This is a genomic window from Arthrobacter sp. Cza30 (assembly GCF_059090765.1).
Genome location: NZ_JBNHGA010000005.1, coordinates 217,387 through 242,671, shown reverse-complemented (window position 1 = coordinate 242,671; position 25,285 = coordinate 217,387). Strand labels below are relative to the sequence as shown.

General features: G+C 68.0%; 24 protein-coding genes and 1 pseudogene. 22 read left to right on the top strand and 3 right to left on the bottom strand.

Annotated features, from left to right (window positions below; genetic code table 11):
• Positions 1-295: 295 nt before the first annotated feature.
• The 18 genes and pseudogenes from rho to murA all read left to right on the top strand — a co-directional run bounded on the left by rho (position 296) and on the right by murA (position 17,893).
• Positions 296-2,392, top strand: coding sequence for a transcription termination factor Rho (rho, locus tag AC5RVZ_RS18385; protein ID WP_494067188.1), 2,097 nt, complete (start codon positions 296-298; stop codon positions 2,390-2,392).
• A gap of 138 nt (positions 2,393-2,530) precedes the next feature.
• A complete protein-coding gene (prfA, locus tag AC5RVZ_RS18380) occupies positions 2,531-3,610 on the top strand; it encodes a peptide chain release factor 1 (protein ID WP_494067187.1) in 1,080 nt (359 codons plus the stop codon).
• Positions 3,611-3,616: 6 nt separating this feature from the next.
• A complete protein-coding gene (gene prmC, locus AC5RVZ_RS18375) occupies positions 3,617-4,462 on the top strand; it encodes a peptide chain release factor N(5)-glutamine methyltransferase (RefSeq protein WP_494067186.1) in 846 nt (281 codons plus the stop codon).
• Positions 4,463-4,480: 18 nt separating this feature from the next.
• Positions 4,481-5,140: pseudogene (locus AC5RVZ_RS18370) on the top strand (L-threonylcarbamoyladenylate synthase); the annotation flags it as partial.
• A gap of 11 nt (positions 5,141-5,151) precedes the next feature.
• On the top strand, positions 5,152-7,080 hold the full coding sequence (locus tag AC5RVZ_RS18365; RefSeq protein ID WP_494067185.1) for a polysaccharide biosynthesis protein: 1,929 nt from the start codon (positions 5,152-5,154) through the stop codon (positions 7,078-7,080).
• Positions 7,077-8,090 (top strand): MraY family glycosyltransferase, encoded by a 1,014-nt coding sequence (locus tag AC5RVZ_RS18360; RefSeq protein WP_494067184.1) that lies wholly within the window; start codon positions 7,077-7,079, stop codon positions 8,088-8,090. The genes AC5RVZ_RS18365 and AC5RVZ_RS18360 overlap by 4 nt, the downstream gene beginning before the upstream one ends.
• 94 nt (positions 8,091-8,184) lie before the next feature.
• Positions 8,185-8,700 carry a Cg1360 family ATP-synthase-associated protein gene (locus AC5RVZ_RS18355; protein WP_493979716.1) on the top strand — a complete coding sequence of 172 codons (516 nt, stop codon included), beginning with the start codon at positions 8,185-8,187 and terminating at the stop codon, positions 8,698-8,700.
• A complete protein-coding gene (locus tag AC5RVZ_RS18350; protein WP_494067183.1) occupies positions 8,690-8,962 on the top strand; it encodes a hypothetical protein in 273 nt (90 codons plus the stop codon). Before AC5RVZ_RS18355 ends, AC5RVZ_RS18350 begins: the two co-directional genes overlap by 11 nt.
• A gap of 86 nt (positions 8,963-9,048) precedes the next feature.
• Positions 9,049-9,855 (top strand): F0F1 ATP synthase subunit A, encoded by an 807-nt coding sequence (gene atpB, locus AC5RVZ_RS18345; RefSeq protein WP_494067182.1) that lies wholly within the window; start codon positions 9,049-9,051, stop codon positions 9,853-9,855.
• Between the two features lie 64 nt (positions 9,856-9,919).
• Positions 9,920-10,135, top strand: coding sequence for a F0F1 ATP synthase subunit C (locus AC5RVZ_RS18340; RefSeq protein ID WP_494000124.1), 216 nt, complete (start codon positions 9,920-9,922; stop codon positions 10,133-10,135).
• A gap of 46 nt (positions 10,136-10,181) precedes the next feature.
• Entirely contained in the window at positions 10,182-10,730 is a 549-nt protein-coding gene (locus tag AC5RVZ_RS18335) for a F0F1 ATP synthase subunit B (RefSeq protein ID WP_494067181.1), read from the top strand.
• Entirely contained in the window at positions 10,730-11,539 is an 810-nt protein-coding gene (locus AC5RVZ_RS18330; protein WP_494067180.1) for a F0F1 ATP synthase subunit delta, read from the top strand. Before AC5RVZ_RS18335 ends, AC5RVZ_RS18330 begins: the two co-directional genes overlap by 1 nt.
• 103 nt (positions 11,540-11,642) lie before the next feature.
• Complete coding sequence (atpA, locus tag AC5RVZ_RS18325; RefSeq protein WP_494000121.1) at positions 11,643-13,280, top strand: F0F1 ATP synthase subunit alpha; 1,638 nt, start codon at positions 11,643-11,645, stop codon at positions 13,278-13,280.
• Positions 13,281-13,351: 71 nt separating this feature from the next.
• The gene (locus AC5RVZ_RS18320; protein WP_494067179.1) at positions 13,352-14,245 is read left to right on the top strand and encodes a F0F1 ATP synthase subunit gamma; all 894 of its coding nucleotides are present in this window, start codon (positions 13,352-13,354) and stop codon (positions 14,243-14,245) included.
• A gap of 59 nt (positions 14,246-14,304) precedes the next feature.
• Entirely contained in the window at positions 14,305-15,768 is a 1,464-nt protein-coding gene (gene atpD, locus AC5RVZ_RS18315; RefSeq protein ID WP_494000119.1) for a F0F1 ATP synthase subunit beta, read from the top strand.
• A gap of 5 nt (positions 15,769-15,773) precedes the next feature.
• On the top strand, positions 15,774-16,070 hold the full coding sequence (locus AC5RVZ_RS18310) for a F0F1 ATP synthase subunit epsilon (protein ID WP_493979723.1): 297 nt from the start codon (positions 15,774-15,776) through the stop codon (positions 16,068-16,070).
• Positions 16,071-16,076: 6 nt separating this feature from the next.
• Positions 16,077-16,508, top strand: a complete 432-nt coding sequence (locus AC5RVZ_RS18305; protein WP_493989254.1) for a DUF2550 domain-containing protein — start codon at positions 16,077-16,079, stop codon at positions 16,506-16,508.
• A 104-nt stretch (positions 16,509-16,612) separates the two neighbouring features.
• Complete coding sequence (gene murA, locus AC5RVZ_RS18300; RefSeq protein ID WP_494067178.1) at positions 16,613-17,893, top strand: UDP-N-acetylglucosamine 1-carboxyvinyltransferase; 1,281 nt, start codon at positions 16,613-16,615, stop codon at positions 17,891-17,893.
• Positions 17,894-17,996: 103 nt separating this feature from the next.
• Here the strand turns inward: murA and AC5RVZ_RS18295 are convergent, their stop codons facing one another.
• Positions 17,997-18,200, bottom strand: coding sequence for a cold-shock protein (locus tag AC5RVZ_RS18295; protein WP_136787594.1), 204 nt, complete (start codon positions 18,198-18,200; stop codon positions 17,997-17,999).
• Between the two features lie 324 nt (positions 18,201-18,524).
• Entirely contained in the window at positions 18,525-19,220 is a 696-nt protein-coding gene (gene nucS, locus AC5RVZ_RS18290) for an endonuclease NucS (RefSeq protein WP_494000115.1), read from the bottom strand.
• 98 nt (positions 19,221-19,318) lie between these two features.
• On the opposite strand from nucS, the gene AC5RVZ_RS18285 reads away from it, so the two are divergent.
• On the top strand, positions 19,319-19,645 hold the full coding sequence (locus AC5RVZ_RS18285) for an Rv1322 family protein (protein ID WP_494000114.1): 327 nt from the start codon (positions 19,319-19,321) through the stop codon (positions 19,643-19,645).
• A 7-nt stretch (positions 19,646-19,652) separates the two neighbouring features.
• On the opposite strand, the gene AC5RVZ_RS18280 is transcribed toward AC5RVZ_RS18285, so the two are convergent.
• A complete protein-coding gene (locus tag AC5RVZ_RS18280) occupies positions 19,653-20,972 on the bottom strand; it encodes an AI-2E family transporter (RefSeq protein WP_494067177.1) in 1,320 nt (439 codons plus the stop codon).
• A 349-nt stretch (positions 20,973-21,321) separates the two neighbouring features.
• Between AC5RVZ_RS18280 and AC5RVZ_RS18275 the strand changes: the two genes are divergently transcribed.
• The 3 genes from AC5RVZ_RS18275 to AC5RVZ_RS18265 all read left to right on the top strand — a co-directional run bounded on the left by AC5RVZ_RS18275 (position 21,322) and on the right by AC5RVZ_RS18265 (position 25,239).
• Positions 21,322-23,085, top strand: a complete 1,764-nt coding sequence (locus AC5RVZ_RS18275; protein WP_494067556.1) for a DUF8094 domain-containing protein — start codon at positions 21,322-21,324, stop codon at positions 23,083-23,085.
• Positions 23,086-23,163: 78 nt separating this feature from the next.
• A complete protein-coding gene (locus AC5RVZ_RS18270) occupies positions 23,164-24,126 on the top strand; it encodes a tetratricopeptide repeat protein (protein ID WP_494067176.1) in 963 nt (320 codons plus the stop codon).
• Positions 24,127-25,239: an NADH:flavin oxidoreductase/NADH oxidase gene (locus tag AC5RVZ_RS18265; protein WP_494067175.1), complete on the top strand. Its 1,113-nt coding sequence runs from the start codon at positions 24,127-24,129 to the stop codon at positions 25,237-25,239. It abuts the gene before it with no gap.
• Positions 25,240-25,285 lie beyond the last annotated feature (46 nt).

The window sequence follows — 25,285 nt, the reverse complement described above, 5'->3', positions numbered from 1 at the left end:
CCGGATCAAGCAAGCCGAGTAGCCGTTTGGGCAGGATCCCCGTTCCAGGTGCAGCCTTTCAGGAGCCTTCCGCGGCACTCAACGGCGTTGCTGCCGGCCATCGGCCGGACACGACCTCACTCGTTCCATCCGGACGGCTTGTTTCAAGGTTTTTCATCTCTGATCACCCGGACTTGTTTCGGCACGACGCCGCAGGCAATACCGGACCCAGCCGGGCTTCTCATGCAACGGCCGGGTAGCAAACAACGCGGTGCGCTTCATATGCACACCGCCCGACGAGGGGGAAGGATCCTTCGTGACCGAAACCACTGACCTGACCGCAGGTGTGGAAACAATAGACTCTCCTGCACCGAAGAGTGCAGGCCTTGCCGGCCTGAAGCTGGCCCAACTGCAGGTGCTGGCCGGGCAGCTCGGCATCACCGGCGGCTCGCGGATGCGCAAGGGCGACCTGGTCGCCGCGATCTCCGACCACCAGCGTGGCTCCTCCGTGGCCGACCGCACGGCCAAGAAGGCCGAGCAGCCGGTGCGCACCGAAACTTCGGCGGCGAAGGAAGAGACCGCCGGCGCGGCAGGCGACGGCGCAACCGGCGGCACCGCCGGCGGCGACCTGACCAAGGCGGCGGAGCGGGTCAGCCGCACCCGCAACCGCAACCGCCGGGCCAGCAGCGACGGCACCATGGCTGCCGCCGACGGGGAAGCAACGGCCGCCACCACCGAGGCCCCGGCCGAAACCGCGCCGGCCCAGGCCCCCGCGGCGGACAACGCACCGGCCGAGGGCGACGGTCGCCAGGAGCGCCGCAGCCGCGGACGCAACCGCCGCTCCGACTCCGGCCAGCAGGACGCGGCCGAGACCAAGGCCGACGCACCGCAGGAAGCTCCCGACGGCAAGCCGGCCGAGGCTCAGCAGGACGAGAAGAGGGACGGCCAGGACGGCGCCGGCCAGCAGCAGTCCGGCCGCGGCGACGGCCAGTCCGACCGCCGCAGCCGCAACCGCAACCGCAGCGACGCCGACCGCGACACCCGTGACAACCGCGATTCCCGCGACACCCGGGAGCGCGACACCCGCGATACCCGCCAGGACGACGGCGACGAGGGCGGCCGCGGCCGCAACCGCAACCGCCGCAACCGCCGCGACAACGACAGCAACAACACCCGCTACCGCGACCGCAACGAGCGTCGCCGCGGCCGCGACCGCGGTCCCGAAGTCGACGACACCGAGATCTCCGACGACGACGTGCTGCTGCCCGTTGCCGGCATCCTGGACGTGCTGGAGAACTACGCCTTCGTGCGCACCTCCGGCTACCTGCCCGGACCGAACGACGTGTACGTCTCGCTGGCGCAGGTCAAGAAGCACAACCTGCGCAAGGGCGACGCCGTCGTCGGCGCCATCCGCGCCCCGCGCGACGGCGATTCCGGCGGCCAGGGCAGCCGGCAGAAGTTCAACGCACTGGTCAAGCTCACCTCCGTCAACGGCAAGCCGGTGGAGGAGAACAAGGACCGCGTGGACTTCACCAAGCTGGTCCCGCTGTACCCGTCCGAGCGGCTGCGCCTGGAGACCGAGCCGAAGAAGATCGGCCCCCGCGTCATCGACCTGGTGGCTCCGATCGGCAAGGGCCAGCGCGGCCTGATCGTCTCCCCGCCGAAGGCCGGCAAGACGTTGATCCTGCAGTCCATCGCCAACGCGATCACCACCAACAATCCCGAGGTCCACCTCATGATGGTGCTGGTCGACGAGCGGCCCGAAGAGGTCACGGACATGCAGCGCACGGTCAAGGGCGAGGTCATCGCCTCGACCTTCGACCGTCCCGCCGATGACCACACCACCGTGGCCGAACTGGCCATCGAGCGCGCCAAGCGACTGGTGGAGATGGGCATGGACGTGGTGGTCCTGCTGGACTCGATGACCCGCCTGGGCCGCGCCTACAACCTGGCCGCCCCGGCCTCGGGCCGCATCCTCTCCGGCGGCGTGGACTCCTCCGCGCTGTACCCGCCGAAGCGCTTCTTCGGCGCCGCCCGGAACATCGAAAACGGCGGCTCGCTGACCATCCTCGCCACCGCGCTGGTGGAGACCGGGTCCAAGATGGACGAGGTCATTTTCGAGGAGTTCAAGGGCACCGGCAACATGGAACTGCGCCTGTCCCGCTCGCTGGCAGACAAGCGCATCTTCCCGGCCGTCGACGTCAACGCCTCGGGCACCCGTCGCGAGGAAAACCTGCTCTCGCCCGAAGAGGTCAAGATCATGTGGCGCCTGCGCCGCGTCCTCTCCGGTCTGGACACCCAGCAGGCGCTGGAACTGCTTACCGGCAAGATCCGGGAGACGCAGTCCAACGTCGAGTTCCTGATGCAGGTCCAGAAGACGACGCTCGGCTCGAAGGCCGAAAACGACAAGTAGCTGTTCTAGCCGCCCACATGGGCCGGTCCCGCCTCTGCGCGGGTCGGCGTGTGCTGGGCGGCTTGTCGTTTAAGGGCGCTTCGCCCGCACTACCGCCATTGCTATTTAGACTTGTTGTGAGTCGAAAGAGGTTTGAAGATGTTTGAGTCCGTTCAGGGGCTTCTTGACGAGCACGCCGAGCTCCAGAAGGAATTGAGCGACCCTGCCGTCTATTCCGACCAGGCGCGCGCCCGGAAGCTGGGCCGGCGGTCGGCGGAGCTGAACGGCATCGTCGAGGCGCACAAGCGCTGGTCCCACCTGGCGGACGACCTCGAAGCGGCACGCGAGCTCGCCGACGAGGATCCCGAGCTGGCGGCCGAGGTGCCCGGACTCGAAGCCGAACTCGAAATCGCCCAGGAACGGCTCCGCCGCCTGCTGATCCCGCGCGATCCGGACGACGCGCGCAACGTGATCATCGAGGTCAAGGGCGGCGAAGGCGGTGACGAGGCGGCACTGTTCGCCGGCGACCTGCTCCGGATGTACATGCGCTACGCCGAATCCCGCGGCTGGAAAACCGAAATCATTTCCGCGACCGAGTCCGACCTGGGCGGTTACAAGGACGTCCAGATGGCCATCAAGGGCAACTCCAACGACCCGTCCGAAGGCGTCTGGGCCAGGCTCAAGTTCGAGGGCGGCGTGCACCGCGTCCAACGCGTTCCGGTGACCGAATCGCAGGGCCGCATCCACACCTCCGCCGCGGGCGTCCTGGTGCTTCCGGAAGTGGACGAGCCGGAAGAAGTGGACATCCATCAGAACGACCTGAAGATCGATGTTTACCGTTCCTCGGGTCCGGGCGGCCAGTCCGTGAACACCACCGACTCGGCGGTGCGCATCACCCACCTGCCCACCGGCATCGTGGTCGCGATGCAGAACGAGAAGTCCCAGCTGCAGAACCGCGAGGCCGGCATGCGCGTGCTCCGGGCGCGGCTGCTGGCCCACCAGCAGGAGCAGATCGACGCCGCGAACTCCGAGACGCGCAAGTCGCAGATCCGCACCATGGACCGGTCCGAGCGCATCCGCACCTACAACTTCCCGGAAAACCGGATTGCCGACCACCGCACCGGCTACAAGGCCTACAACCTGGACGCGGTGATGAACGGTGAACTGGAACCGGTGATCCAGTCCGCCATCCAGGCGGACGAGGAACACCGGCTGGCCGCCCTGGGCGAGGAAAACTAGCCAGCAGTGCCCGCCACAAACCTGGCCGACGCCCTGTCCGCCGCCGCCGCGCGGCTGGCCGAGGCCGGCGTCCCCTCGCCGCGGGTGGACGCCGAACTGCTCGCCGCCCACCTGCTGGGCGTTTCCCCGGGGCGGGTCCGCGCGCTGGCGCTGCTGGGAACGGAACCTCCGCCCGGGCTCGAGGACCTGGTGGCCGAGCGGGCCACCCGCATCCCGCTGCAGCACATCACCGGCCGCGCCTATTTCCGGCATCTCGAACTGCAGGTGGGACCGGGCGTGTTCGTCCCGCGCCCGGAAACCGAAACCGTCGCCCAGCACGCGATCGACCGCGCCCGCGCCCTGCCCGCGGCCAAAGTGGTGGACCTGGGCACCGGCTCCGGCGCGATCGCCGCCGCCGTGGCCAGCGAGGTTCCCACGGCCACCGTCTACGCGGTGGAACTGAGCGCCCTCGCCCACGCCTGGGCCGAACGGAACCTGGCGCCGCTGGGCGTCACCCTCCTGCGGGAGGACCTGCGCACGGCGCTGTCCGCGCACGACGGCACGTTCGACGTCGTCGTCTCCAATCCGCCGTACATCCCCGCCGAAGCGGTCCCGCGCGAGCCCGAAGTGGCCGAGCACGACCCGCAGATGGCGCTCTACGGCGGGGGAGCGGACGGCATGGAACTGCCGGCGGCGACGGCGGCGACGGCCGCGCGGCTGCTGAAGCCGGGCGGCCATTTCATCATGGAGCACGCCGAAGTCCAGGCCGCTGCCGTGCACTCCCTCCTGCGCACGGCCGGATGCTGGGACCAGGTGGCCACCCGCTACGATCTGACCGGGCGCGAGCGGGCCACGTCGGCCCAACGGTTATGAGAATGGAACAATGAGTCTGTGAGCACTACGTATAACTGCGACGACGACGCCGCCCGCAGCGAGGGACTGGCGGCAGCCCAGGCCGCCATCGCCGACCGGCAGTGTGTTGTCCTGCCGACCGATACCGTCTACGGGATCGCCGCCGACGCGTTCTCGCCGCAGGCCGTGGCCACCCTGCTGGCCGCCAAGGGACGCGGGCGCAAAATGCCTCCGCCGGTGCTGGTGCCGCGGCCGCAGACCATGGACGGGCTGGCCACCGACGTGAGCGACGAGGCCCGGGCCCTGGCCGACACCTTCTGGCCTGGGGGGCTGACCCTGATTTTCCGCGCGCAGCCGTCGCTGACCTGGGACCTGGGCGAAACCAAGGGCACCGTCGCCCTGCGCATGCCCGACGACGAACTGGCGCTGGAGCTGCTGGCGGCCACCGGGCCGCTGGCCGTGTCCTCCGCGAACCGCACCGGGCAGCCGTCGGCGCAGACGGCCGCGCAGGCCAGGGAGCAGTTGGCCGAGTCCGTGGACGTCTACCTGGAAGACGGCTTCCGGCCCGTCGACGGCACGACGGCGGTGCCCTCCACCATCGTCGACTGCACCTCCGCCGCACTGCGGGTGGTCCGCGAGGGCACGATCAGCCTGGAAACACTGCGCACCGTCGTGCCGGGCATCCTGGGCCTGGGGGAGACTGTAGAGGCATGAGCCACGATTCCGCTCTTCCCCGCGGCAAGACCGCCAGCAGCGACCGGGCCCTGTGGCTCTGGTCGCAGATCCTGTTGGACTCCCTGGCCTGGGTCCTGGCCATCGTGCTGGCCGTCTTCCTGCGCTACGAGATGACGCTGAGCCTGACCAAGATTCCCGGCATCATCCTGCTCTGTGCGGTGGCCATCGCGGCCCAAATGGCCGTCGGGTCTGCGTTCGCCCTCTATAAGGGCCGCTACAGTTTCGGCAGCTTCCACGAGGCCAAGCTGCTGGTCATGGTGACCATCTCGGTGTCGTTGATCTTGAGCGTGGGACTGCTGCTGTTCGGCATCTCGCTGGGCATCGCGCGCGGCACCGGCCTGATTGCCTTCCCGTTCGCCTGCCTGTTCATGGCCGCCGTCCGCTACCTGAAGCGGATGTATGTGGAAAGCAAGGCCAAGCCGGGGGACGAGGCCGAGCGGACGCTGATCTACGGCGCCGGTTTCGTCGGCAACAATATCGTGACCCGGATGAGCAACGACCCGGCCTCGCCCTGGCTGCCGGTGGGGCTGATCGACGACGATCCGGCCAAAAAGCACCTGCGCATCGCCTCCGTCCCGGTGCTGGGCCGGATGGAGGACCTGCCGGAGATCGCGTACCGCACCGGGGCGACCGTGCTGCTGGTGGCGATCGCGGACATCGACTCCGCGCGGATGCGGCAGATCTCCGACAGCATCGCGGGCCGGAACATGCGGGTGCTGGTGGTACCGCCGCTGAAGGAAATGCTCACCGGCCGCCAGGACTTCTCCTTCCGCGAGGTGGACATCGAGGACCTCATCGGGCGGCAGCCGGTGGATATCCACGTCGAAGAGATTGCCCACTACGTCACCGGCAAGCGCGTGCTGGTCACGGGCGCCGGCGGGTCCATCGGTTCCGAGCTGTGCCGCCAGATCCACGCGTTCCAGCCGGCCGAGCTGATCATGCTGGACCGCGACGAGACCGGGCTGCAGGGCACGCAGATTTCGATCACCGGCAAGGGCCTGCTCACGGGCAGGGATACCGTGCTGGCCGACATCCGCGACCCAGCCGCACTCGAGGCCATCTTCCTTGACCGGAAGCCGGAAGTGGTGTTCCACGCCGCGGCGCTCAAGCACGTGTCGCTGCTGGAGCAGTATCCGGAGGAGGCCTGGAAGACCAATGTGCTCGGTTCGCTGAACGTGCTGCGCGCCGCCCGCGCCGCGCACGTGGCGACCTTCGTCAACATTTCCACCGACAAGGCCGCCAACCCCACCACCGTGCTGGGCCATTCCAAGCGCGTGGCGGAAAAGCTGACGGCCTGGGTGGCGCAGCAGACCGGGCAGAAGTACGTCTCCGTCCGCTTCGGCAACGTGCTGGGCAGCCGCGGTTCGGTGCTGCCGCTGTTCAGCGAGCAGATCCGCAAGGGCGGTCCGGTCACGGTCACCGATGCCGCGGCCACCCGGTTCTTCATGACGATTCCGGAAGCCTGCCAGCTGGTGATCCAGGCCGGCGCCATCGGCAGCGGCGGGGAAGTGCTGATCCTCGACATGGGCGAACCGGTGAAGATCCTGGACGTCGCCGAGCGGATGATCGCGATGTCGGGCAAGGACGTGGAAATAGTGTTCACCGGCCTGCGCCCCGGCGAAAAGCTGCACGAAGACCTGATCGGGGAGGGCGAAAGCGATTCCCGTCCGCTGCACCCCAAAATCTCGCACGCCTCCATCGAGGGCCTGGACCCGGACCGGATGAGCCTGGCCGAGTGGAAGAGCCGGCAGGACCTGATCTCGGCCTCGACCGGGGCGATGGACGTGGTCCCGGCGGCCGTGGCCGCCGACGACGAACTCGACGACGTGGTCCCGGCGGCAGTGGCCGACGACGACGAACTCGAGGCCGGGCTTAAGGACGACGGGCGGGAGCGGGCCTCGTGACCGCAGCCGTGGTGGCCGTGGCCGCGGCCCTTCTTCTCAGCCTGGTGCTGCCTTTCGCGCTGATCCCGATGCTCAAGCGGCTGGGCGTGCTGGACGTGCCGAACGAGCGGTCCTCGCACACGCGCGTCGTCGTCCGCGGCGTGGGCATCACGGTGGCGGCCGGGCTGCTGGCAGGCCTGCTGATCGCCGCGCTCGGCGGTGCCGTCGAGGCGCCGCAGCTGCTGCTCGCGGTCGCCGGTGTGGCCGCCGCCGCGGCGCTGCTGGGCTGGATCGAAGACTTCCGGGGACTGTCCATCCGCGGCCGGGCCGCGCTGCAGCTGGGCATCGGCGTCGGCGGCACGGCACTTGCCATCGGACTCACCGGCGAGACCTGGTGGTGGCTGCCGCTGGGCGCCCTGGCCCTGGCGGCCTACATCAACATCGCCAACTTCATGGACGGCATCAACGGGATTTCCGGGTTGCACGGCACTGCCGTCGGACTGATGTTCGCCGCTACCGGCACCATCACTGGCCACGGCTGGCTGGTGGTCGGCGGGACCGTGGTGGCGGCCGCCTTTGTGGCGTTCCTGCCCTGGAACCTGGGCCGCGGGAACGTCTTCCTGGGCGACGTCGGCAGCTACCTGCTGGGGGCGGGCCTGGCCATGCTGGGCATCACCGCCTTTTTGGACGGCGTGCAGGCGGAGTACCTGCTGGGACCGGTGGCGATCTACCTGGCCGATACGCTCGCCACGCTGCTGCGCCGGATCAGCGCGGGGGAGCGGTGGTACACGCCGCACCGGCAGCACGCCTACCAGCGGCTGACGGACGTGGGCTTCAGCCACGTGCAGTCGGCGCTGCTGGTCACCGGCTGTACGTTGCTGACCGGCTTCTGCGGCTACCTGGCGGCCGAATCGGGCCTCGCGGGCAAGGCGGCAGCCATCGCCGCGTGCGCCGCCGTCGTTGTTTTTTATCTGCGCGCGCCGGTGCTCTTCAGCCGCCGCACATCCAACGCCGCCAACCCGGCGGCGTAACGGCGGGCCCCGACTCGTCGGCAAGTTCTATCTCATGTAGAATAAACCCGGCCGTTCCGGCCCGCCCCGCACCGCGATCGAAAACGGACTACCAATGCGCGCTTCACGCCACGACGGCCACCCCGCCGCTGGCGCAGCTGTCGCTGCATCCGGTCCCACCCGGTCGCCGTGGCTGAAGATCCTGCGGTCCGCCCTGGTCGCCGGCGGCGCAACCGCCGGGCTGGTCATCGTGATGTCGACGGTGGCGGCGGGTGCGGCAGGTGCCCTGAGTGCCCTGCTCGGGGCGGCGCTGGTGGTGCTGTTCTTCGCCATCAGCCTGCTGGTGGGCCACTACGTGGGGCGGTCCAATCCTTCCGGCGCCATCGGCGCCTTCATCGCCACCTACATCATCAAAGTGGTGGGCTTTGGGGCGGCTCTCTTCCTCATCGGCACCCCGATGTGGCTCGAGCGGACCTGGTTCTTCGTGGCGGCGGTGGCCACCGTGGTGGTCTGGCAGGCGGCCGAAGTGTTCGCCTTCTCGCGCACCCGCCATCAGCTGTACGCCGATCCCGAACCGGAGCCGGCGGACCGCCGGCAGCAAGCGGAAGGGGAGATTGGACATGGCGGTTAAGGGCACATCCGGCCCCTCCCGGAGCGGTTCCGGGGACGATTCCACTTACCAGGGCGGCAACACCGTCCTCACCTATATCCTTGGCGGGATCATCGCCTGGGGTTTGGTAGGCTGGGGTTTGGACTATCTGTTGGATACCCGCTGGCTGATTTTCGTCGGTGCCGTTCTGGGCGCTGGAGGCGGATATTATCTGGCCCGCAAACACAACCTCACGCGCGGCGCCCGGCGCCGCCATGAGAATGGCGCGGGGGACCACACCTAAATGTCAGAAAACTTCATATGGTGGCCTGCCTCGATGGCGACCCACCCTGAAACGCCCAAAGATGGACACTGCAGAGAGGAAACGCGTTGATCGCGCTTGCGCTTCCGGCGGCCGCTGATGAAGGTGGCTTCGTCCCACCGACCCTCGAAGATATGCATCTACCGGAGGTTCTCCCGTGGATGGCCCCGTACGGTGAGGGCTTCGGCAAGCAGATGCTGCTGGTCCTGCTATCCGTCGCACTGATTTCCTGGTTCTTCGTGGCGGCCTCCCGCCGCCGCCAGCTTGTCCCCGGCAAGCTGCAGCACCTGGGCGAAATGAGCTACAACTTCGTCCGCAACTCGGTGGGCAAGGACATCATCGGTGAGCGCGACTTCAGGCCGTTCGTCCCGCTGCTGATGGCACTGTTCTTCTTCATCCTGGTGAACAACCTCTTCGGCTCCATTCCGCTGCTGCAGCTGCCCACCCCGTCGCACGTGGGCACGGCCTACGCTCTGGCCGGCGTCGTCTACATCACCTGGATTGCGCTGGGCATCAAGAAGCACGGCATCGGCTACTTCAAGCTCGCCGTCGTTCCCACCGGCGTTCCGAAGGCGATCCTTCCGCTGGTCGTCCTCATCGAGATCATCTCCACCTTCCTGGTCCGCCCGGTCACGCACAGCCTGCGTCTCTTCGCCACCATGCTGGCCGGCCACCTGATCATCATGCTGGCCGCCGCCGGTTCGCAATACCTGCTGGTCGAAGCCGACTTCTGGTTCAAGCCGCTGGGAGTGCTGACCATTGCGGGCGGCGTCGCCATGTACTTCTTCGAAATCCTGATCCAGGTCCTGCAGGCGTACGTGTTCGTCCTGCTGACCGCGATCTACATCCAAGGCTCCCTGGCCGAGGAACACTAGATTTCCCCTCTGGGGAAGCGCCTGAACCAACAACCTGCCCGACGGGCATCTTGAAAGGAACAAAATGGAAATCCACGGTAGCCTCAACCTCATCGGATACGGCCTCTCCGCAATCGGCGGTGCCATCGGTGTGGGTCTGGTCTTCGCCGCGTACATCAACGGTGTCGCTCGCCAGCCCGAGGCACAGCGTGTGCTGCAGCCGATCGCCTTCCTGGGTCTGGCCCTGACTGAAGCTCTGGCTATCCTCGGACTGGTGTTCGCGTTCGTCATCGGTGTCTAAGACCGAACGCTTATTTTCCACACCGAATAGATAGGACGGGTGAGATATGAATCAGGCAATGATCCTCGCCGCCGCGGAGGGTGTTAACCCTCTGATCCCTAACATCTGGGAAATCGTCGTCACGCTGATCGGCTTCGCGATTCTCATGTACATCGTCGCCAAGGTCGTCGTTCCGGCGTTCGAGAAGACGTATGCGGAGCGCACCGAAGCCATCGAGGGCGGGATCGCCAAGGCGGAGGCCGCCCAGGCCGAAGCCAGCGCTGCGCTGGACGAGTACAAGCAGCAGCTGACGGACGCCCGCGCGGAAGCCAACCGCATCCGCGAGGACGCCCGCGCCGAAGGCGCCCAGATCCTGGCGGAGCTGAAGGAAAAGGCCCAGGCAGAGGCTGCACGCATCAGCGAGCAGGCCCAGGTCCAGATTGATGCAGAGCGTCAGGCAGCCGTGACATCGCTGCGCAGCGAAGTCGGCACCCTGGCCACTGAACTGGCCGGCAGGATTGTCGGCGAGTCGCTGAACGACGACGCGCGCGCTGCCCGCGTCGTGGACCGCTTCCTCGCCGACCTTGAGTCTCAGAGTGCAGGTGCTGCTAAATAATGGCCGGTGTATCGAGCGAGTCACTGAAAGCGGCACAGCAGGAACTGGAGGCTAAGCTTCCCACCGCTTCGCTGTCCCTGGCAGAGGAACTCTTTGGGATCCTGGGCCTGCTGGACAGCAATGCCGGTCTGCGCCGTGCCCTGACCGATCCGGCGCGCGACAGCACGGAGAAGGCCGACATGTTCGGTCGCCTCCTCGAGGGGAAGGTCTCGGCTGATGCCCGGGCCATCGCCACCTCGTTGGCTGCCGCGCGTTGGGCCTCTGCGCGCGACATCGGGGACGCCTTGGAGACCTTGGCGGCCACGACGGCTGTCGCCGTTGCAGAGGGCCAGGGTGTTGACGGACTCGAAGGTCTGGAGAGGGACCTGTTCGCGTTCAACCGCATTGTCGGGTCGGACCATGACCTGCAGCGTGCCCTGCTTGAACCGCAGGCTTCGGACGAAGCCAAGTCGGCGCTGGCACTGAAGCTGGTGCCGGCCGCGGGTCCCGTAGCACAGCTGCTGATCCGGCAGGCGGTAACCGCCCCGCGCGGCATCAAGCCCACGGCCCTGGTAGAGCGGTTCATCCAGTTGGTGGCCAAGCGCCAGCAACGTTGGATCGCGGAGGTCAGCGTTACCCGTCCGCTGACCAGCGAACAGATGAGCCGCCTGCAGCCCGGGCTCAACCGGTTGTACGGCCGGGAGCTGCGGATCCACTTTAACGTTGATCCACGGCTGGTTGGCGGCGTGCGGGTCATGGTCGGGGATGAGGTCGTGGATGCGTCCGTGATCTCCCGCCTGGCCGAACTCCGCCGGAGTCTCGCGGTTTAGCCTCCTCGCGGAGACTGGGCCGGAAGCCTCACACAGACTGAAAAACACACCGGTCGTCGCGCACCACGCGATGATCATAAACACAGGAGAGCAGGGACTGCAGATGGCCGAATTGACCATCAACGCCGACGACGTCCGCAATGCGCTGAACGAGTTCGCGGCGTCCTATGAACCCGGAAGCGCCGAGCGGGTCGAAGTCGGCCACGTGACCACCGCCAGCGATGGCATCGCCCGTGTCGAGGGTCTTCCCTCGGCCATGGCGAACGAACTGCTGCGTTTCGAGAACGGCGTCCTGGGCCTGGCCCAGAACCTCGACACCCGCGAAATCGGCGTGGTGATCCTCGGTGAATTCACCGGCATCGAAGAAGGCATGGAAGTTCACCGCACCGGTGAGATCCTGTCCGTACCGGTCGGCGACGCCTTCCTCGGCCGTGTCGTGGACCCGCTGGGCCTCCCCATCGACGACAAGGGCCCGATCGAATCGCACGAGCGCCGCGCACTGGAGCTGCAGGCTCCGGGCGTTACCCAGCGCAAGTCCGTGCACGAGCCGCTGCAGACCGGCATGAAGGCCATCGACGCGATGATCCCGATCGGCCGCGGACAGCGCCAGCTGATCATTGGCGACCGCCAGACCGGCAAGACCGCCATCGCCGTCGACGCCATCTTGAACCAGAAGGCCAACTGGGAGTCCGGCGACGTCAACCGGCAGGTCCGCTGCATCTACGTGGCGATCGGCCAGAAGGCATCGACCATCGCCGCCGTCCGCCAGACCCTGGAGGACAAGGGTGCGCTGGAGTACACCACCATCGTGGCGTCTCCGGCCTCCGATCCCGCCGGCTTCAAGTACCTGGCGCCGTACGCCGGTTCGGCCATCGGCCAGCACTGGATGTACTCCGGCAAGCACGTCCTGATCATCTTTGATGATCTCTCCAAGCAGGCCGAAGCCTACCGCGCCGTGTCGCTGCTGCTGCGCCGCCCGCCGGGACGCGAAGCCTACCCGGGCGACGTGTTCTACCTGCACTCCCGCCTGCTGGAGCGTTGTGCCAAGCTCTCCGACGAGCTGGGCGCGGGTTCGATGACCGGCCTACCGATCATCGAGACCAAGGCGAACGACGTCTCGGCCTACATCCCGACCAACGTCATCTCCATCACGGACGGCCAGATCTTCCTGCAGTCCGACCTGTTCAACGCCAACCAGCGTCCCGCCGTGGACGTCGGCGTGTCCGTCTCCCGCGTGGGCGGTGCGGCACAGGTCAAGGCCATGAAGAAGGTTTCCGGCACGCTGAAGCTGGACCTGGCCCAGTACCGCGACATGCAGGCGTTCGCCATGTTCGCCTCGGACCTCGATGCGGCGTCGCGCCAGCAGCTGACCCGCGGTGCGCGCCTCATGGAACTGCTGAAGCAGGGCCAGTACACGCCGTACCCGGTGGAGAACCAGGTTGTGTCCATCTGGGCCGGCACCAACGGCTACCTGGACGATGTTCCGGTCGAGGACGTCACCCGGTTCGAGACCGAGTTCCTCTCGCACCTGCGGCACCGCAGCTCGGTGCTGACGACGATCGCCCAGACGAATCTGCTCGAGGATTCGACCGTGGACGAGTTGAAGTCGCAGATCGTGGACTTCAAGCAGGGCTTCTTCGGGGAGGGCGACAGCCGCTTGGTCGGCGCCGGCCACGAAGAGTACGACCCCCTGGCCGAAGACGAAGTCGCCCAGGAACAGATCGTCAAGCAGAAGCGCTAATTCATCTTCGTTGGCCGGGCGGAACCACTTGAGGGTTCCGTCCGGCCGCCGAGGACGAGGAAAGGAAGAGTATGGGAGCCCAGATTCGGGTCTACCGCCAGAAGATCGCATCGACTTCGTCGCTGCGGAAGATCTTCAAGGCGATGGAGCTGATCGCCGCCTCACGCATTGGCAAGGCCCGCAGCCGCGTCGCGGCCTCGTTGCCGTACGCCAATGCGATCACCCGTGCCGTTTCTGCCGTGGCCTCGCAGTCCGAGATCGACCATCCGCTGACCACCGAGCCGGAGCAGATCCGCAGGGCCGCCGTGCTCGTGCTGACCTCCGACCGCGGTCTGGCGGGATCGTACTCCGCGTCCGTGCTGAAGCAGGCCCAGGCCCTGACCGAGCTGCTTCATGGAGAAGGCAAGGAAGTCCGCCACTACCTGGTCGGCCGCAAGGCGCAGGCCTACTTCGACTTCCGGAACATTCAGTACCAGCAGGTCTGGACGGGCGGAACGGACGCTCCTGAGTTCGCGACCGCCCGCGAGATCGGCGAGGCACTGCTCTCCGACTTCAACACGCCGTATGAGGACGGTGGCGTAGACGAGCTCCACATTGTCTACACCCGCTTCAAGTCCATGGTTACCCAGGAGCCCGCGGTCATCCGACTGCTGCCGCTGGAAGTCGTGGAAGAAGAGGCCACCGCAGAGACCGATCTGCTGCCGCTGTACGAGTACGAGCCGGAGCCCGAGCAGGTTTTGGATGCACTGCTGCCGCGCTACATCGAGTCGCGCATCTTTGCCGCGTTGCTCCAGGCTTCTGCCAGCGAGCTGGCGGCACGACAGCGCGCGATGAAGTCGGCCAGCGACAATGCCACCGACCTGATCGAGAAGTACACCCGTCTGCGCAACAACGCGCGGCAGGCAGAGATTACGCAGGAACTCACCGAGATTGTCGGTGGCGCGGACGCCCTGGCAGCGTCCTGATAAGTCCCTGCAGCAACAGCACACATAAACCACGCCATCGAAACTGAGAAGTGAGAAAGATGACTGCCCAAACCATCGAGCACGGAGCCGGTTCCGTCGCTACGGGCGCTACCGGCCGTATCGCCCGTGTCATCGGCCCGGTTGTCGACGTCGAATTCCCGGCGGACGCAATCCCCGCAATGTACAACGCCCTCACCGCTGAGGTCACCCTCAACGGCGAGACCCGCACCATTACCTTCGAGACCGCGCAGCACCTGGGCGACAACATGGTCCGCGCCATCTCGCTGCAGGCCACCGACGGACTGGTCCGCGGCACCACGGTCCAGGACCTCGGGTCCCCGATCACCGTGCCCGTGGGCGACGGCGTCAAGGGCCACATCTTCAACGTCCTGGGCGAGCCGCTGGACGTCGAGGCATCCCAGCTGGAGATCACCGAGCGCTGGCCGATCCACCGCAAGGCTCCGAACTTCGCCGAGCTGGAAGGCTCCACCGAGATGCTGGAGACCGGCATCAAGGTGATCGACCTGCTCACCCCGTACATCAAGGGCGGCAAGATCGGCCTGTTCGGCGGCGCCGGCGTGGGCAAGACCGTGCTGATCCAGGAAATGATCACCCGTGTGGCCCGCAACTTCGGCGGTACTTCCGTGTTCGCCGGTGTTGGCGAGCGTACCCGTGAGGGCAACGACCTCTGGGTGGAAATGGAAGAAGCCGGCGTGCTCAAGGACACCGCCCTGGTGTTCGGACAGATGGACGAGCCGCCGGGAACGCGTCTGCGCGTGGCCCTGTCCGCCCTGACCATGGCGGAGTACTTCCGCGATGTGCAGAAGCAGGACGTGCTGTTGTTCATCGACAACATCTTCCGCTTCACGCAGGCCGGTTCCGAGGTCTCCACGCTGCTGGGCCGCATGCCCTCGGCCGTGGGCTACCAGCCGAACCTGGCCGACGAGATGGGCGTGCTTCAGGAACGCATCACCTCCACCAAGGGCCACTCGATCACCTCGATGCAGGCGATCTACGTCCCCGCGGATGACTACACCGACCCGGCTCCGGCGACGACCTTCGCCCACCTGGACGCGACCACGGAATTGTCCCGTGAAATCGCCTCCCGTGGCCTGTACCCGGCTGTGGATCCGCTGACCTCGACGTCGCGCATCCTGGATCCGCAGTACATTGGGCACGACCACTACAACACCGCGGTGCGTGTGAAGCAGATCCTGCAGAAGAACAAGGAACTGCAGGACATCATTGCCATCCTCGGCATTGACGAACTGGGCGAAGAGGACAAGATCGTCGTCGCCCGTGCCCGCCGCATCCAGCAGTTCCTGTCGCAGAACACCTACACCGCCAAGCAGTTCACCGGCGTCGAGGGTTCCACGGTCTCCATCAAGGACACCGTGGAGGGCTTCCGGGCCATCTGCGACGGCGAGCTCGACCACATCGCCGAGCAGGCCTTCTTCAACGTGGGCGGCCTGGACGACGTGGAGCGCCAGTGGGCCAAGATCCAGGAACAGACCGGGAAGTAAGGCCTGTGGCTAATATTTCTGCTGAACTGGAAGTTGAGATTGTTGCCGCGGACCACTTCGTGTGGTCGGGGCCGGCAACAATGGTCAGGGCGCGGACCAGCGACGGCGAGATCGGGATCCTGCCCGGGCACAGCCCGGTGCTGGCGGTCTTGGCCGCCGGCGAGCTGGCCATCGAGCCGGTCTCCGGTGAGCGCATCAACGTGAATGTCGACGGCGGGTTCTTCTCGGTCGACAGCAACCGGGTCGTCATCGTCGCAGACAATGCGACGGTTGGCGACGAGGCTACGGCGGGAACCCGCTAGCCGCCGGTGAACGGTCTCGACGTCACGTTCGCCATACTGGCCGCAGTCTTCCTGCTGCTGGTGTTGGCACTGGTCGCCTTCGGGGTGCGCCGCTACCAGCTGCGGCGCGCCCTGGGCACCTTCGACGCCTCCATCGCCATGCTGCCCGGCAGCTGGCAGATGGGGGTTTGTCGTTATACGGACACGCACCTGGAATGGCTGCGCCTGCTGTCGTTGAGTCCCAAACCGCGCTACCGGTTCCGGCGCAGTTCGCTGGAACTACAGGGCTGGCGGCAGCCGACCGAAACCGAGCGGGCCAAGATCCAGCCCGGTGCGATCGTCGTGATGCTCACGCACGAAAAACAGGATCTGTCGATGGCAATGACCTTCGACGTCTATGCGGGTCTCTCGTCCTGGCTGGAAGCCGGGCCGGTGATCGGCATCGGCACCTGGCGCTGAGATTCCTCTGCGGCGCGGCTCTTCCGGGAGCCGCGCCGTCCGTCTTTAACCGGCACAGCCGTTCATAACCGGCACAGTCCCGCCCCAACCGTAGGATGGTTTCCATGGAGAACGTGATCGTGGTGCACGGCCCCAGCTCGCTCAACGGGCGGGTGGAGGTTCCCGGCGCCAAGAACAGCGTCCTGAAGCTGATGGCCGCGGTGCTGTTGGCCCAGGGCCGTTCCACGATCACGAATGTGCCGGACATTCAGGACGTCTGGATCATGTCGGAACTGCTGCGCCGGCTCGGCTGCGCGGTGGACTACGACGTCGACGCCGCCAGCGTCCACATCGACGTCCCGGCCGCGCCGGCGCACCAGGCAGACTACGACCTGGTCCGCGCCATGCGCGCCTCCATTTCCGTGCTCGGCCCGCTCGTGGCACGCTGCCGGCAGGCGGAAGTGGCACTGCCCGGGGGAGATGCCATCGGCAGCCGCGGCCTGGACATGCACCGGGCCGGGCTGGAACAGATGGGCGCCCACATCAGCATCGATCACGGCTACCTCGTGGCCAAGGCGCCGCAGGGGCTGCACGGGACCCACCACCGCCTGCCGTATCCGTCGGTCGGCGCCACCGAAAACCTGATGATGGCCGCGACCCTGGCCCGGGGAGTGACGGTGATCGACAACGCGGCGCGGGAACCGGAGATCACCGACATCGCGGACCTGCTGGTCTCGATGGGCGCCCGGATCGAAGGGATCGGCTCGCCCACGCTGGTCATCACCGGTGTGGAGAGCCTGCAGCCCGTGAGCCACAGCACCGTGCCGGACCGGATCGTTGCCGGGACGTGGGCCTTCGCCGCTGCCGTCACCGGGGGAACCGTGGACGTAGCCAGGTCCAATCCCGGCCACCTGGCCGTGGTCCTGGACAAGTTGGAACAGGCCGGCTGCCGGATTACCAGCAGGGACGACGGCTTCACGGTGGAAGGACCGGAGCGCCCGCGGCCGATCAACGTCTCCACGCTGCCGTACCCCGGATTTCCCACGGACCTGCAGCCGTTCGTCGTCGCGCTCAATGCCGTCGCGGACGGGCACGGCATGGTGACGGAAAACGTGTTCGAGGCGCGCTGGGGCTTCACCTCCGAACTGGCCCGGCTGGGAGCGGTGGTGCGGCTGGACGGGCACCATGCGCTGATCAAGGGGGTGCCGCAGCTCTCCGGCGCCCCGGTCGAGGCCAACGACATCCGAGCCGGCGCCGCGCTGGTGATCGCGGGGCTGGTGGCCGACGGCACCACCGAGGTCCACGGCGTGGAGCACATTGACCGGGGATACGAGCGGTTCGACGAGCGCCTGCGCGCATTGGGCGGAGACGTGGTCCGGCTGGGACCGCCGAAGCTGCCCGCCTGACGCCGTAAGATCCGACGCCGGAAAACACAGAACCCCTCCGAACGCATCGGAGGGGTTCTGTGAGCGGTGCGGTGCCGTGGACGGCCCGCCTGCCAAGCCGAAGCTAGATGACAGTGACGCCGGTGGCCTGGGGGCCCTTGGCGCCCTGGCCGATCTCGAAGCTCACGCGCTGGTTTTCGTCGAGGGTCTTGAATCCGCCCGACTGGATTTCAGAGTAGTGAACGAAGACGTCGCCGTCGGCCTCATCCGGTGTGATGAAGCCGAAGCCCTTTTCCGCGTTAAACCACTTAACGGTCCCCTGTGCCATTTACATCTCCTCATCGTGGAACAAAAACAAGCCGGCACACCTCGTACCAACCCGGTTACTCCGTGGAAGATCCAAACGACACGGCCTGCGGGCCGGACGCCGTGGAGCTTCACACTCGCAACACGTCTTGCGAGCATGAAAACCACACCTACACAAAGACTGAGTTAAGCATCACACAAGCCCCATGGGCGGTCAACGGTACAAAGGACAATTCAATCTTTTATTAAGCGAGAGTTCGACGCGGGGTTAAGTACCGGCCCGCGGGCGCCGAACCCGGCACCGGCGGCGGGAAAGCGGGCGCTGTTGACACGCCCGCCCGGGGCGTCAGAACAGGCGGGAGTCGGCGTCGTCCACGCCGCGCATCTCGTCGTAATCGAGGGTCAGGCATTCGATGCCCCGGTCGGCGGCAAGCACGCGCGCCTGCGGCTTAATCTGCTGGGCCGCGAAAATGCCCTTGACCGGAGCCAGCAGGGGATCGCGGTTGAGCAGCTCCAGATAGCGGGTCAGCTGTTCCACGCCGTCGATGTCGCCGCGCCGCTTGAGCTCCACGGCCACGGTCCCGCCGTCGGCGTTGCGCGCCAGGATGTCCACCGGCCCGATCGCCGTCATGTATTCGCGCCGCACCAGCGTGTGGCCGGGGCCGAGGCGGTGGATCTGTTCGGCCAGCAGGCGCTGCAGGTCGGCCTCCACGCCGTCCTTGACCAGCCCCGGGTCCACGCCGAGGTCGTGGCTGTACTCGTGCAGGTGCTCGTGGATGCTGATCACCAGGCGGTCGTCGCTCTTGGCATGCTGGACGTGCCAGACTTCGCGGACGCCCGACGAGGCGTCGTCGGCCTCCGGCTCCGCCACCCGGAGATTCGCCGGCGGGCTCATCCAGTTGAGCGGCTTGTAGGAACCGCCGTCGGAATGGATCAGGACGGAGCCGTCCGCCTTCACCATCAGCAGGCGCGTGGCCAGCGGCAGGTGGGCGCGGAGGCGGCCGATGTAGTCAACGGAGCAACGGGCAATGACAAGACGCACAGTAGGCCACTTTACCGGTGCATGCTGCGTGGTCGGTCCGGTGCCGCGGCGGGCGGGCTCGTTCGGTCCGGGCCGCGCCGGTGGGGCAGAATGGTGGCATGCCCCGTTCCAACCGCCCGCGCCGCCGCTCAGGGGCCGGCAGCAGCAAGTGGACGCGGGCCAACGAGCTGGACCTGGACCGCGCCCGCGCGGGCATCCCGGAGCGCCAGAACGCGCCCGACGGCGAATGGAACGTGCGGCGCATCACCCCGTCGAACGCCGCCAAGGAGTACACCTGCCCGGGCTGCAACCGGACGATCGGCCCGGGGATCGAACATCTGGTCGCCTGGCAGGCCGACTCGCTGTTCGGCGGCGAGACGGCGCTGGCCGAGCGGCGGCACTGGCATCCGCGCTGCTGGCAGACCCGCAGTTTCCGCTACCGCTGAGCCGGCCTCAGTTCCGGTCCTGCCGGACGATGAAGACGTCCTTCAGCAGCAACATCACCGATGCCGCGGCCGGAATCGCCATCAGTGCACCCAGAACGCCCATCAGGGAACCGCCGGCAATCACGGCGATCACTGCCACGGCGCCGGGGACGGCCACCGCACGCTGCATGATGCGCGGCGACACGAAGTAGGCCTCGATCTGCAGGTAGGCAAAGTAGATGACGGCGAACAGCAGCGCCGGCTGCCAGCCCACGGTCAGGGCAACCAGCGAGACGAAGCCGCCGGCTATCACGGCCCCGATCAGCGGGATGAAGGCCAGCAGGCCGACGACGAAGGTCAGCAAGGCCGTGAACGGCACCTGAGCAATGGTCATGGCGATGAATGCCACCGCGGCGTTGATCAGCGCCACGCAGGCCTGGCCGATCACGTAGCTGCCCACGCTGCCGGTGATCTCCTCGGACAGGCGCTGCACCTGCCGCCGCTTGGACCGCGGAGCCAGCCGGTAGGCCCAGACCTTCAGCGCCGGGAGGGACGCCAGGAAGTACAGCGTGAGCACCAGCACGATCAGCGCCCCGAACGCGCCTTGGAGCACGGCGCTGCCGACGCCGAGGACGCCGCCGAAGATGCCCGTGACGTTCTCGGAACTGGCAAAGAACCGTTCCAGTTCGATGTCGATCCGCTCCCGGACCTGGAACTGCGCATCGATCGTCTGGAAGATGGCCGAGTTCAGGATGTCCTCGACGTAGCGCGGAGCGTTGGCCACGATCTGCGTGGTCTGGTTGACGATGGTCGGGATCAGGGTGGAGATGAACGCCGCGATCAGCCCGGCCAGGATCAGCACCACAATGATGACGCCGGCCGGACGCGGCAGCCCCTTGCTTTCCAGCCAGCGGACGATCGGATCGAGCCCCAGGGCAATGAAGAGCGCCGCCGCGATCCACGCCAGCAGCTCACCGACGTTGGTCAGCACAAAGTAGAGCAGCAGCGCGAAACCGACGCCGACCGTGGCCATGAATCCGAAGTGGATCGGGTGCCGGGCGGGGGAGAAGTCGGTGCCTGCGGCGCCGTCGCGGGCGGCGGCGGCGGGGGAATCGTCCTCGGGCGGCATCTGAAAGCGGACGCGCGGCCGGGCGCGGGGCATCGACGCGCCGAGGCGCCCGAGGGCGCCGAGCACCGCGTGTCGGCGCGCCGCCATGACCGGCGCAGAGGCCGGGGAGCCGGCCGGCGCGGCGGGATCCGGGACCGGTGCCGCGAGGTCGGCCGGCTGGCCCTCGGCCGGCGACCCGTTGCCGGCGGCGGGCGTGGGGGCATCCCGGGGTTCGCTCACGCAGCATCCTCTCTTCCGCCTGCAGCCGCTGAAGCAGCGGGCGGGCGCACTTGTCACGCGCTAAGCAACAACGGCGCAGGATAGGGGCAATTCTGAGCGAAAGACTACCAGTCCGGTATGGTGTGGCAGCGGATGCCGACGGCAAAAAGGGCAAAAGGCCGTCCGCGGCGGACCACACGGTTCGGCCGCGCACGGACGGCCGAGAGGGTTCGTTACCATAGGGTTATAAAGCATGACCGATGGCGGGCACCCCGGCCGGCCCTGGAGGCTTGGGCGTCCCTGCGGCCCTTCCTTCCTGCAGCGATCGACGATTGGTATTTTTGTGCGTCTTAAGATTTCAGTGGCCCTGATGGTGATCGGCCTACTGGCCATCGCGCTGGGCATCGCCCAGCGGACCGTGTGGGCACCGCCCGAGCGCGCCTCGGCCACCTACACGGCAGCCGATGCGACCGCACCCGTGACCGTCATCGAACCGGAAGTCTTCGGTGTCCACGAAGAAGAAGTGGACGTTTCGGTGGAGGCCGACGGCGAGTTCCTGCTGGCCGTCGGCCGCGCGGGCGACGTCGAGGCCTGGGTCGGAGAGGCGGCGCACACCTCCCTGACCGGCATCGAGGACGGGCAGCTGCAGGGAACCGTGACCGAGGGCGAGGCCAAGGTGCCGAACCCGGCGGGTTCCGACCTGTGGGTGAGCCAGCAGCAGGCCGAGGGCAGCCTCGAGCACCGGTGGCTGGCCCCGGCCGACGGCGAGTGGTCCATCCTGCTGGCCGCGGACGGCACCGAGCCGGCGCCGACGACGGTGACCGTCACCTGGCCGAACGACACCTCGGTGCCGTGGTCGCTGGCCCTGATGATCATCGGCGCCCTGCTGCTGGTGCTCGGGGTGGCGCTGGCCGTGGTGTCCCGCCGTCCGAACCGGCCCGTCCCCGGCGGCGACTCCGACCCCCGGGGCGGCAGCGGCCGGCCGAACGCAGGCGGCCCGGAAACGACCCCGCTGGCTCAGTCCGGCGGCAGCGTTCCGGCTGGCCGTCCCGGCCAGTCCGTGCCCGGGGGCGCGGGCCTGGAGAAGCCCGAACAGGGCGACCGGTCAGCGGGCCGCCGTTCCCTGATGGAACGCCCGAAGCTGGGCCTGCGCGCCGCCGCCGCGGCGGGCGCGGCCATGCTCCTGGCCTCCGGCGCCGTGCTTCCCGCCCACGCAGCCTCGCCGGCCGCCCCGTCCCAGGACGCCGGGGGAGCCGCCGGCCACCCGGTGGTGCTGGAGGGCCAACTGACCCGGATCATGGACTCGGTGGCAAAGGCGGTCTCGGACGCGGACTCGGCGCGGGATTCCGGCAAGCTGAAGCCGCGGGTCGCCGGGGCCGCCCTGACCGTCCGCGAGGCCAACTACAAGGTGCGGGCCGAAAACGGCGAGGCGGCGGCTCCCGTCCCGGTGGCTGCCGGGCCGATCCTGACCTCGATGGTCAGCACGAGTGCCGACTGGCCGCGGACGGTCGTGACGGTCACGGAGGGCGAGGACAATCCGGTGCCGCAGGTGATCGTGCTGGTGCAGCAGGATCCGCGCTCGAACTACCGGATGGTGGGCGCGCTCCAGATGCTGCCGGGCACCACCTTCCCGCAGGTCTCCACCGAGAGCGGCGGGACGCCGGCCGTGGCGCCGGACGCCGGGGAAGGTCTGCTGCACTCGCCGCAGGCGGCGGTGAAAATGGTCGCGGAGAATCTCGACGACGGCAAGCACAAGGACGCGATCGGCAAGAACACCTTCTCCGAGCAGATCCGGGCGTTCCAAAAAGACCAGGTGGAATCCAACGAAAACGCTGACATCTCCTTCAGCCGCAGCGTCGACGACGGCTCGCTGCGGGCGCTGCGCACCGCCGACGGTGGCGCCGTGGTGTTCGGCCACATGGAGTCGGTGATGAGCAGCGTGCCGGCCGAAGCCGGTGCCACCGTGGAACTCTCGCCCGAGTTCGCGGCGCTGGCCGGGGAGGACTCGACCACGGAAGGCGTGGACGTGACCTACGGCGAGTCCGTCTTCCTGTACGTGCCGCCGGCCGGTTCCGACGACCGGCTCACCCTGGTGGGCGTTGCCCAGGGCCTGGTGGACGCCGAGCTGAAGTAGCCCCGGGCCGACCGGGCCGCGCCCGCCGGCCCGGTCGGGAAATTCCGGACGCCGACCGAGACGTATTAGTGTGATGTCATGACCACTCCAACTCCAGGACAGGGCCCCGCGCCGTCTTCCGTCAGCCTCCGCGGCGCCGTCGACCTGTCCGCGCTGAAAAAGCCGCAGCCGCCGGCGGGAGGCATGCCGGCCGCCGCCAACGCGCCGGCAGCGGGTGAAGGCGAAGCTCCGGGCTACATCGTCGAGGTCAACGAGCAGAGCTTCCAGCCGCTCGTCCAGCTGTCCGCACAGGTCCCCGTGATCGTGGAACTGACCGCGTCGTGGAGCGACCTGGCGCAGCAGCTGGCCTCCGCCATGGTGGAGGTGGCGAACGAGTTCGCCGGCCGCTTTGTGCTGGCCCGGGTTGACGTCGATGCCAGTCCCGGCATCGCCCAGGCCTTCCAGCTGCAGAGCGTGCCGGCCGCCGTGGCGCTCCTGAAGGGGCAGCCGATCCCGCTGTTCCAGGGGGCGGCGACGGCCGACGAGCTGCGGCAGTTCGTCAACGAGCTGCTCAAGGTGGCACAGGCCAACGGCGTCACCGGCACCGCGCCCGGTGCGGGGGAGGCCCCGGCCGAGGAAGAGAAGCCGCTGCCGCCGTTGCACCAGGAAGCGTTCGAGGCCATCGAGGCCGGCGACTTTGATCGCGCCGCCGCGGCGTACCAGAAGGCGCTGGCCGAGCAGCCGGCGGACGACGAGGCGCGCACCGGCCTGTACCAGGTCCAGCTGCTGCAGCGGCTGCAGGGGGCCGATGCGGCCGGGCTGCGCGCCGCTGCCGCCGACCGGCCCGACGACCTGCAGGCCCAGCTGGCCGTCGCCGACCTGGACGTCTCGGGCGGCCACGTCGAGGACGCCTTCGCCCGCCTGGTGGGTTTCATCAGCCGCCACGCCGGGGATGAACGGGAGGCCGCCCGGGCCCGCCTCGTGGAGCTGTTCGACGTGGTGGGCAGCACCGACCCGCGGGTGTCCAAGGCACGCCAGGCTCTGGCCAGGGCGCTCTTCTAAATGGCGCAGGCTGTGGCCGGCGGTTTGTTCGAGCCGCTGAAACTGCGCGGTCTGCAGCTCCTGCACCGCGGCTGGGTGGCGCCGATGTGCCAGTACTCGGTGCGGCGCGGGGACGCGCCCGGGACGCCTAACGACTGGCACCTGATGCATCTGGGCCAGTTCGCCGCCGGCGGGGCCGCGCTGATCCTCACCGAGGCGACAGCGGTTGACGCGGCCGGCCGGATCAGTCCCGAGGACACCGGCATCTGGACCGACGACCAGGCCCAGGCGTGGGGCAGGATCACGGAGTTCGTGCACAGCTACGGCTCGGCGGACACCAAGATCGGGATCCAGCTGGCCCACGCTGGGCGCAAGGCGTCGACCTACGCGCCCTTCGCCCCGAAATCCGGCTCCGTGCCGCCCGCCGAGGGCGGCTGGCGGACCGTGGGCCCGACGGCTGCCGCCTTCGGCCGCTACTCGGCGCCCGACGCCCTGGACGAGGCCGGCATCCGGCAGGTCATCGCGGACTTCCGCGACGCGGCGGCGCGTGCCGTCTGGGCCGGCTTCGACACCGTGGAGATCCACGGCGCCCACGGCTACCTGCTGCACCAGTTCCTCTCGCCGCTGGTCAACACCCGCACCGACGGCTGGGGCGGTACGGCCGCCGGGCGTGCCCGTTTGCTGCTGGAGGTGGTGGAGGCGGTCCGCGGCGTCATCCCGGACGCCATGCCGCTGCTGCTGCGAGTCTCTGCCTCCGACTGGTCGGACGGCGGCCTGGAACCGGAGGCCGTGGCCGACGTGGTGGAACAGGCCGCTGCCCGCGGCGTGGACCTGGTGGACGTCTCGAGTGGCGGCGCGGTGCTCGGAGCGAACATCCCGCTGCGGCCGGGATACCAGGTGCCCTTCGCGGCCGCCATCCGGCGCCAAGCCGGCATCCCGACCGGCGCCGTCGGACTCATCACCACGGCCGCGCAGGCCGACTCCATCATCAGGGAAGGCTCGGCGGACGCGGTACTGCTCGCCCGGGCGGCGCTGCGCGACCCGCACTGGTGGCAGCGCGCCGCCGTCGAACTGGGCCACGAACTGGCGTGGGCGCCGCAATACGAGCGTGCCGCGGTGGCGGAGAAATATTAGTCCTTGCGGATGACGTCCCGGTGAACCCCCGGTTGTTAGCGTGGAC

Bases quoted from the DNA above. Each gene is read 5' to 3' on its own strand.
- prfA (WP_494067187.1), top strand. From the start codon at position 2,531: ATGTTTGAGTCCGTTCAGGGGCTTCTTGACGAGCACGCCGAGCTCCAG.
- AC5RVZ_RS18365 (WP_494067185.1), top strand. From the start codon at position 5,152: ATGAGCCACGATTCCGCTCTTCCCCGCGGCAAGACCGCCAGCAGCGAC.
- AC5RVZ_RS18355 (WP_493979716.1), top strand. From the start codon at position 8,185: ATGCGCGCTTCACGCCACGACGGCCACCCCGCCGCTGGCGCAGCTGTC.
- AC5RVZ_RS18350 (WP_494067183.1), top strand. From the start codon at position 8,690: ATGGCGGTTAAGGGCACATCCGGCCCCTCCCGGAGCGGTTCCGGGGAC.
- AC5RVZ_RS18340 (WP_494000124.1), top strand. From the start codon at position 9,920: ATGGAAATCCACGGTAGCCTCAACCTCATCGGATACGGCCTCTCCGCA.
- AC5RVZ_RS18335 (WP_494067181.1), top strand. From the start codon at position 10,182: ATGAATCAGGCAATGATCCTCGCCGCCGCGGAGGGTGTTAACCCTCTG.
- AC5RVZ_RS18330 (WP_494067180.1), top strand. From the start codon at position 10,730: ATGGCCGGTGTATCGAGCGAGTCACTGAAAGCGGCACAGCAGGAACTG.
- atpA (WP_494000121.1), top strand. From the start codon at position 11,643: ATGGCCGAATTGACCATCAACGCCGACGACGTCCGCAATGCGCTGAAC.
- AC5RVZ_RS18320 (WP_494067179.1), top strand. From the start codon at position 13,352: ATGGGAGCCCAGATTCGGGTCTACCGCCAGAAGATCGCATCGACTTCG.
- atpD (WP_494000119.1), top strand. From the start codon at position 14,305: ATGACTGCCCAAACCATCGAGCACGGAGCCGGTTCCGTCGCTACGGGC.
- murA (WP_494067178.1), top strand. From the start codon at position 16,613: ATGGAGAACGTGATCGTGGTGCACGGCCCCAGCTCGCTCAACGGGCGG.
- AC5RVZ_RS18295 (WP_136787594.1), bottom strand. From the start codon at position 18,200: ATGGCACAGGGGACCGTTAAGTGGTTTAACGCGGAAAAGGGCTTCGGC.
- AC5RVZ_RS18285 (WP_494000114.1), top strand. From the start codon at position 19,319: ATGCCCCGTTCCAACCGCCCGCGCCGCCGCTCAGGGGCCGGCAGCAGC.
- AC5RVZ_RS18275 (WP_494067556.1), top strand. From the start codon at position 21,322: ATGGTGATCGGCCTACTGGCCATCGCGCTGGGCATCGCCCAGCGGACC.
- AC5RVZ_RS18270 (WP_494067176.1), top strand. From the start codon at position 23,164: ATGACCACTCCAACTCCAGGACAGGGCCCCGCGCCGTCTTCCGTCAGC.
- AC5RVZ_RS18265 (WP_494067175.1), top strand. From the start codon at position 24,127: ATGGCGCAGGCTGTGGCCGGCGGTTTGTTCGAGCCGCTGAAACTGCGC.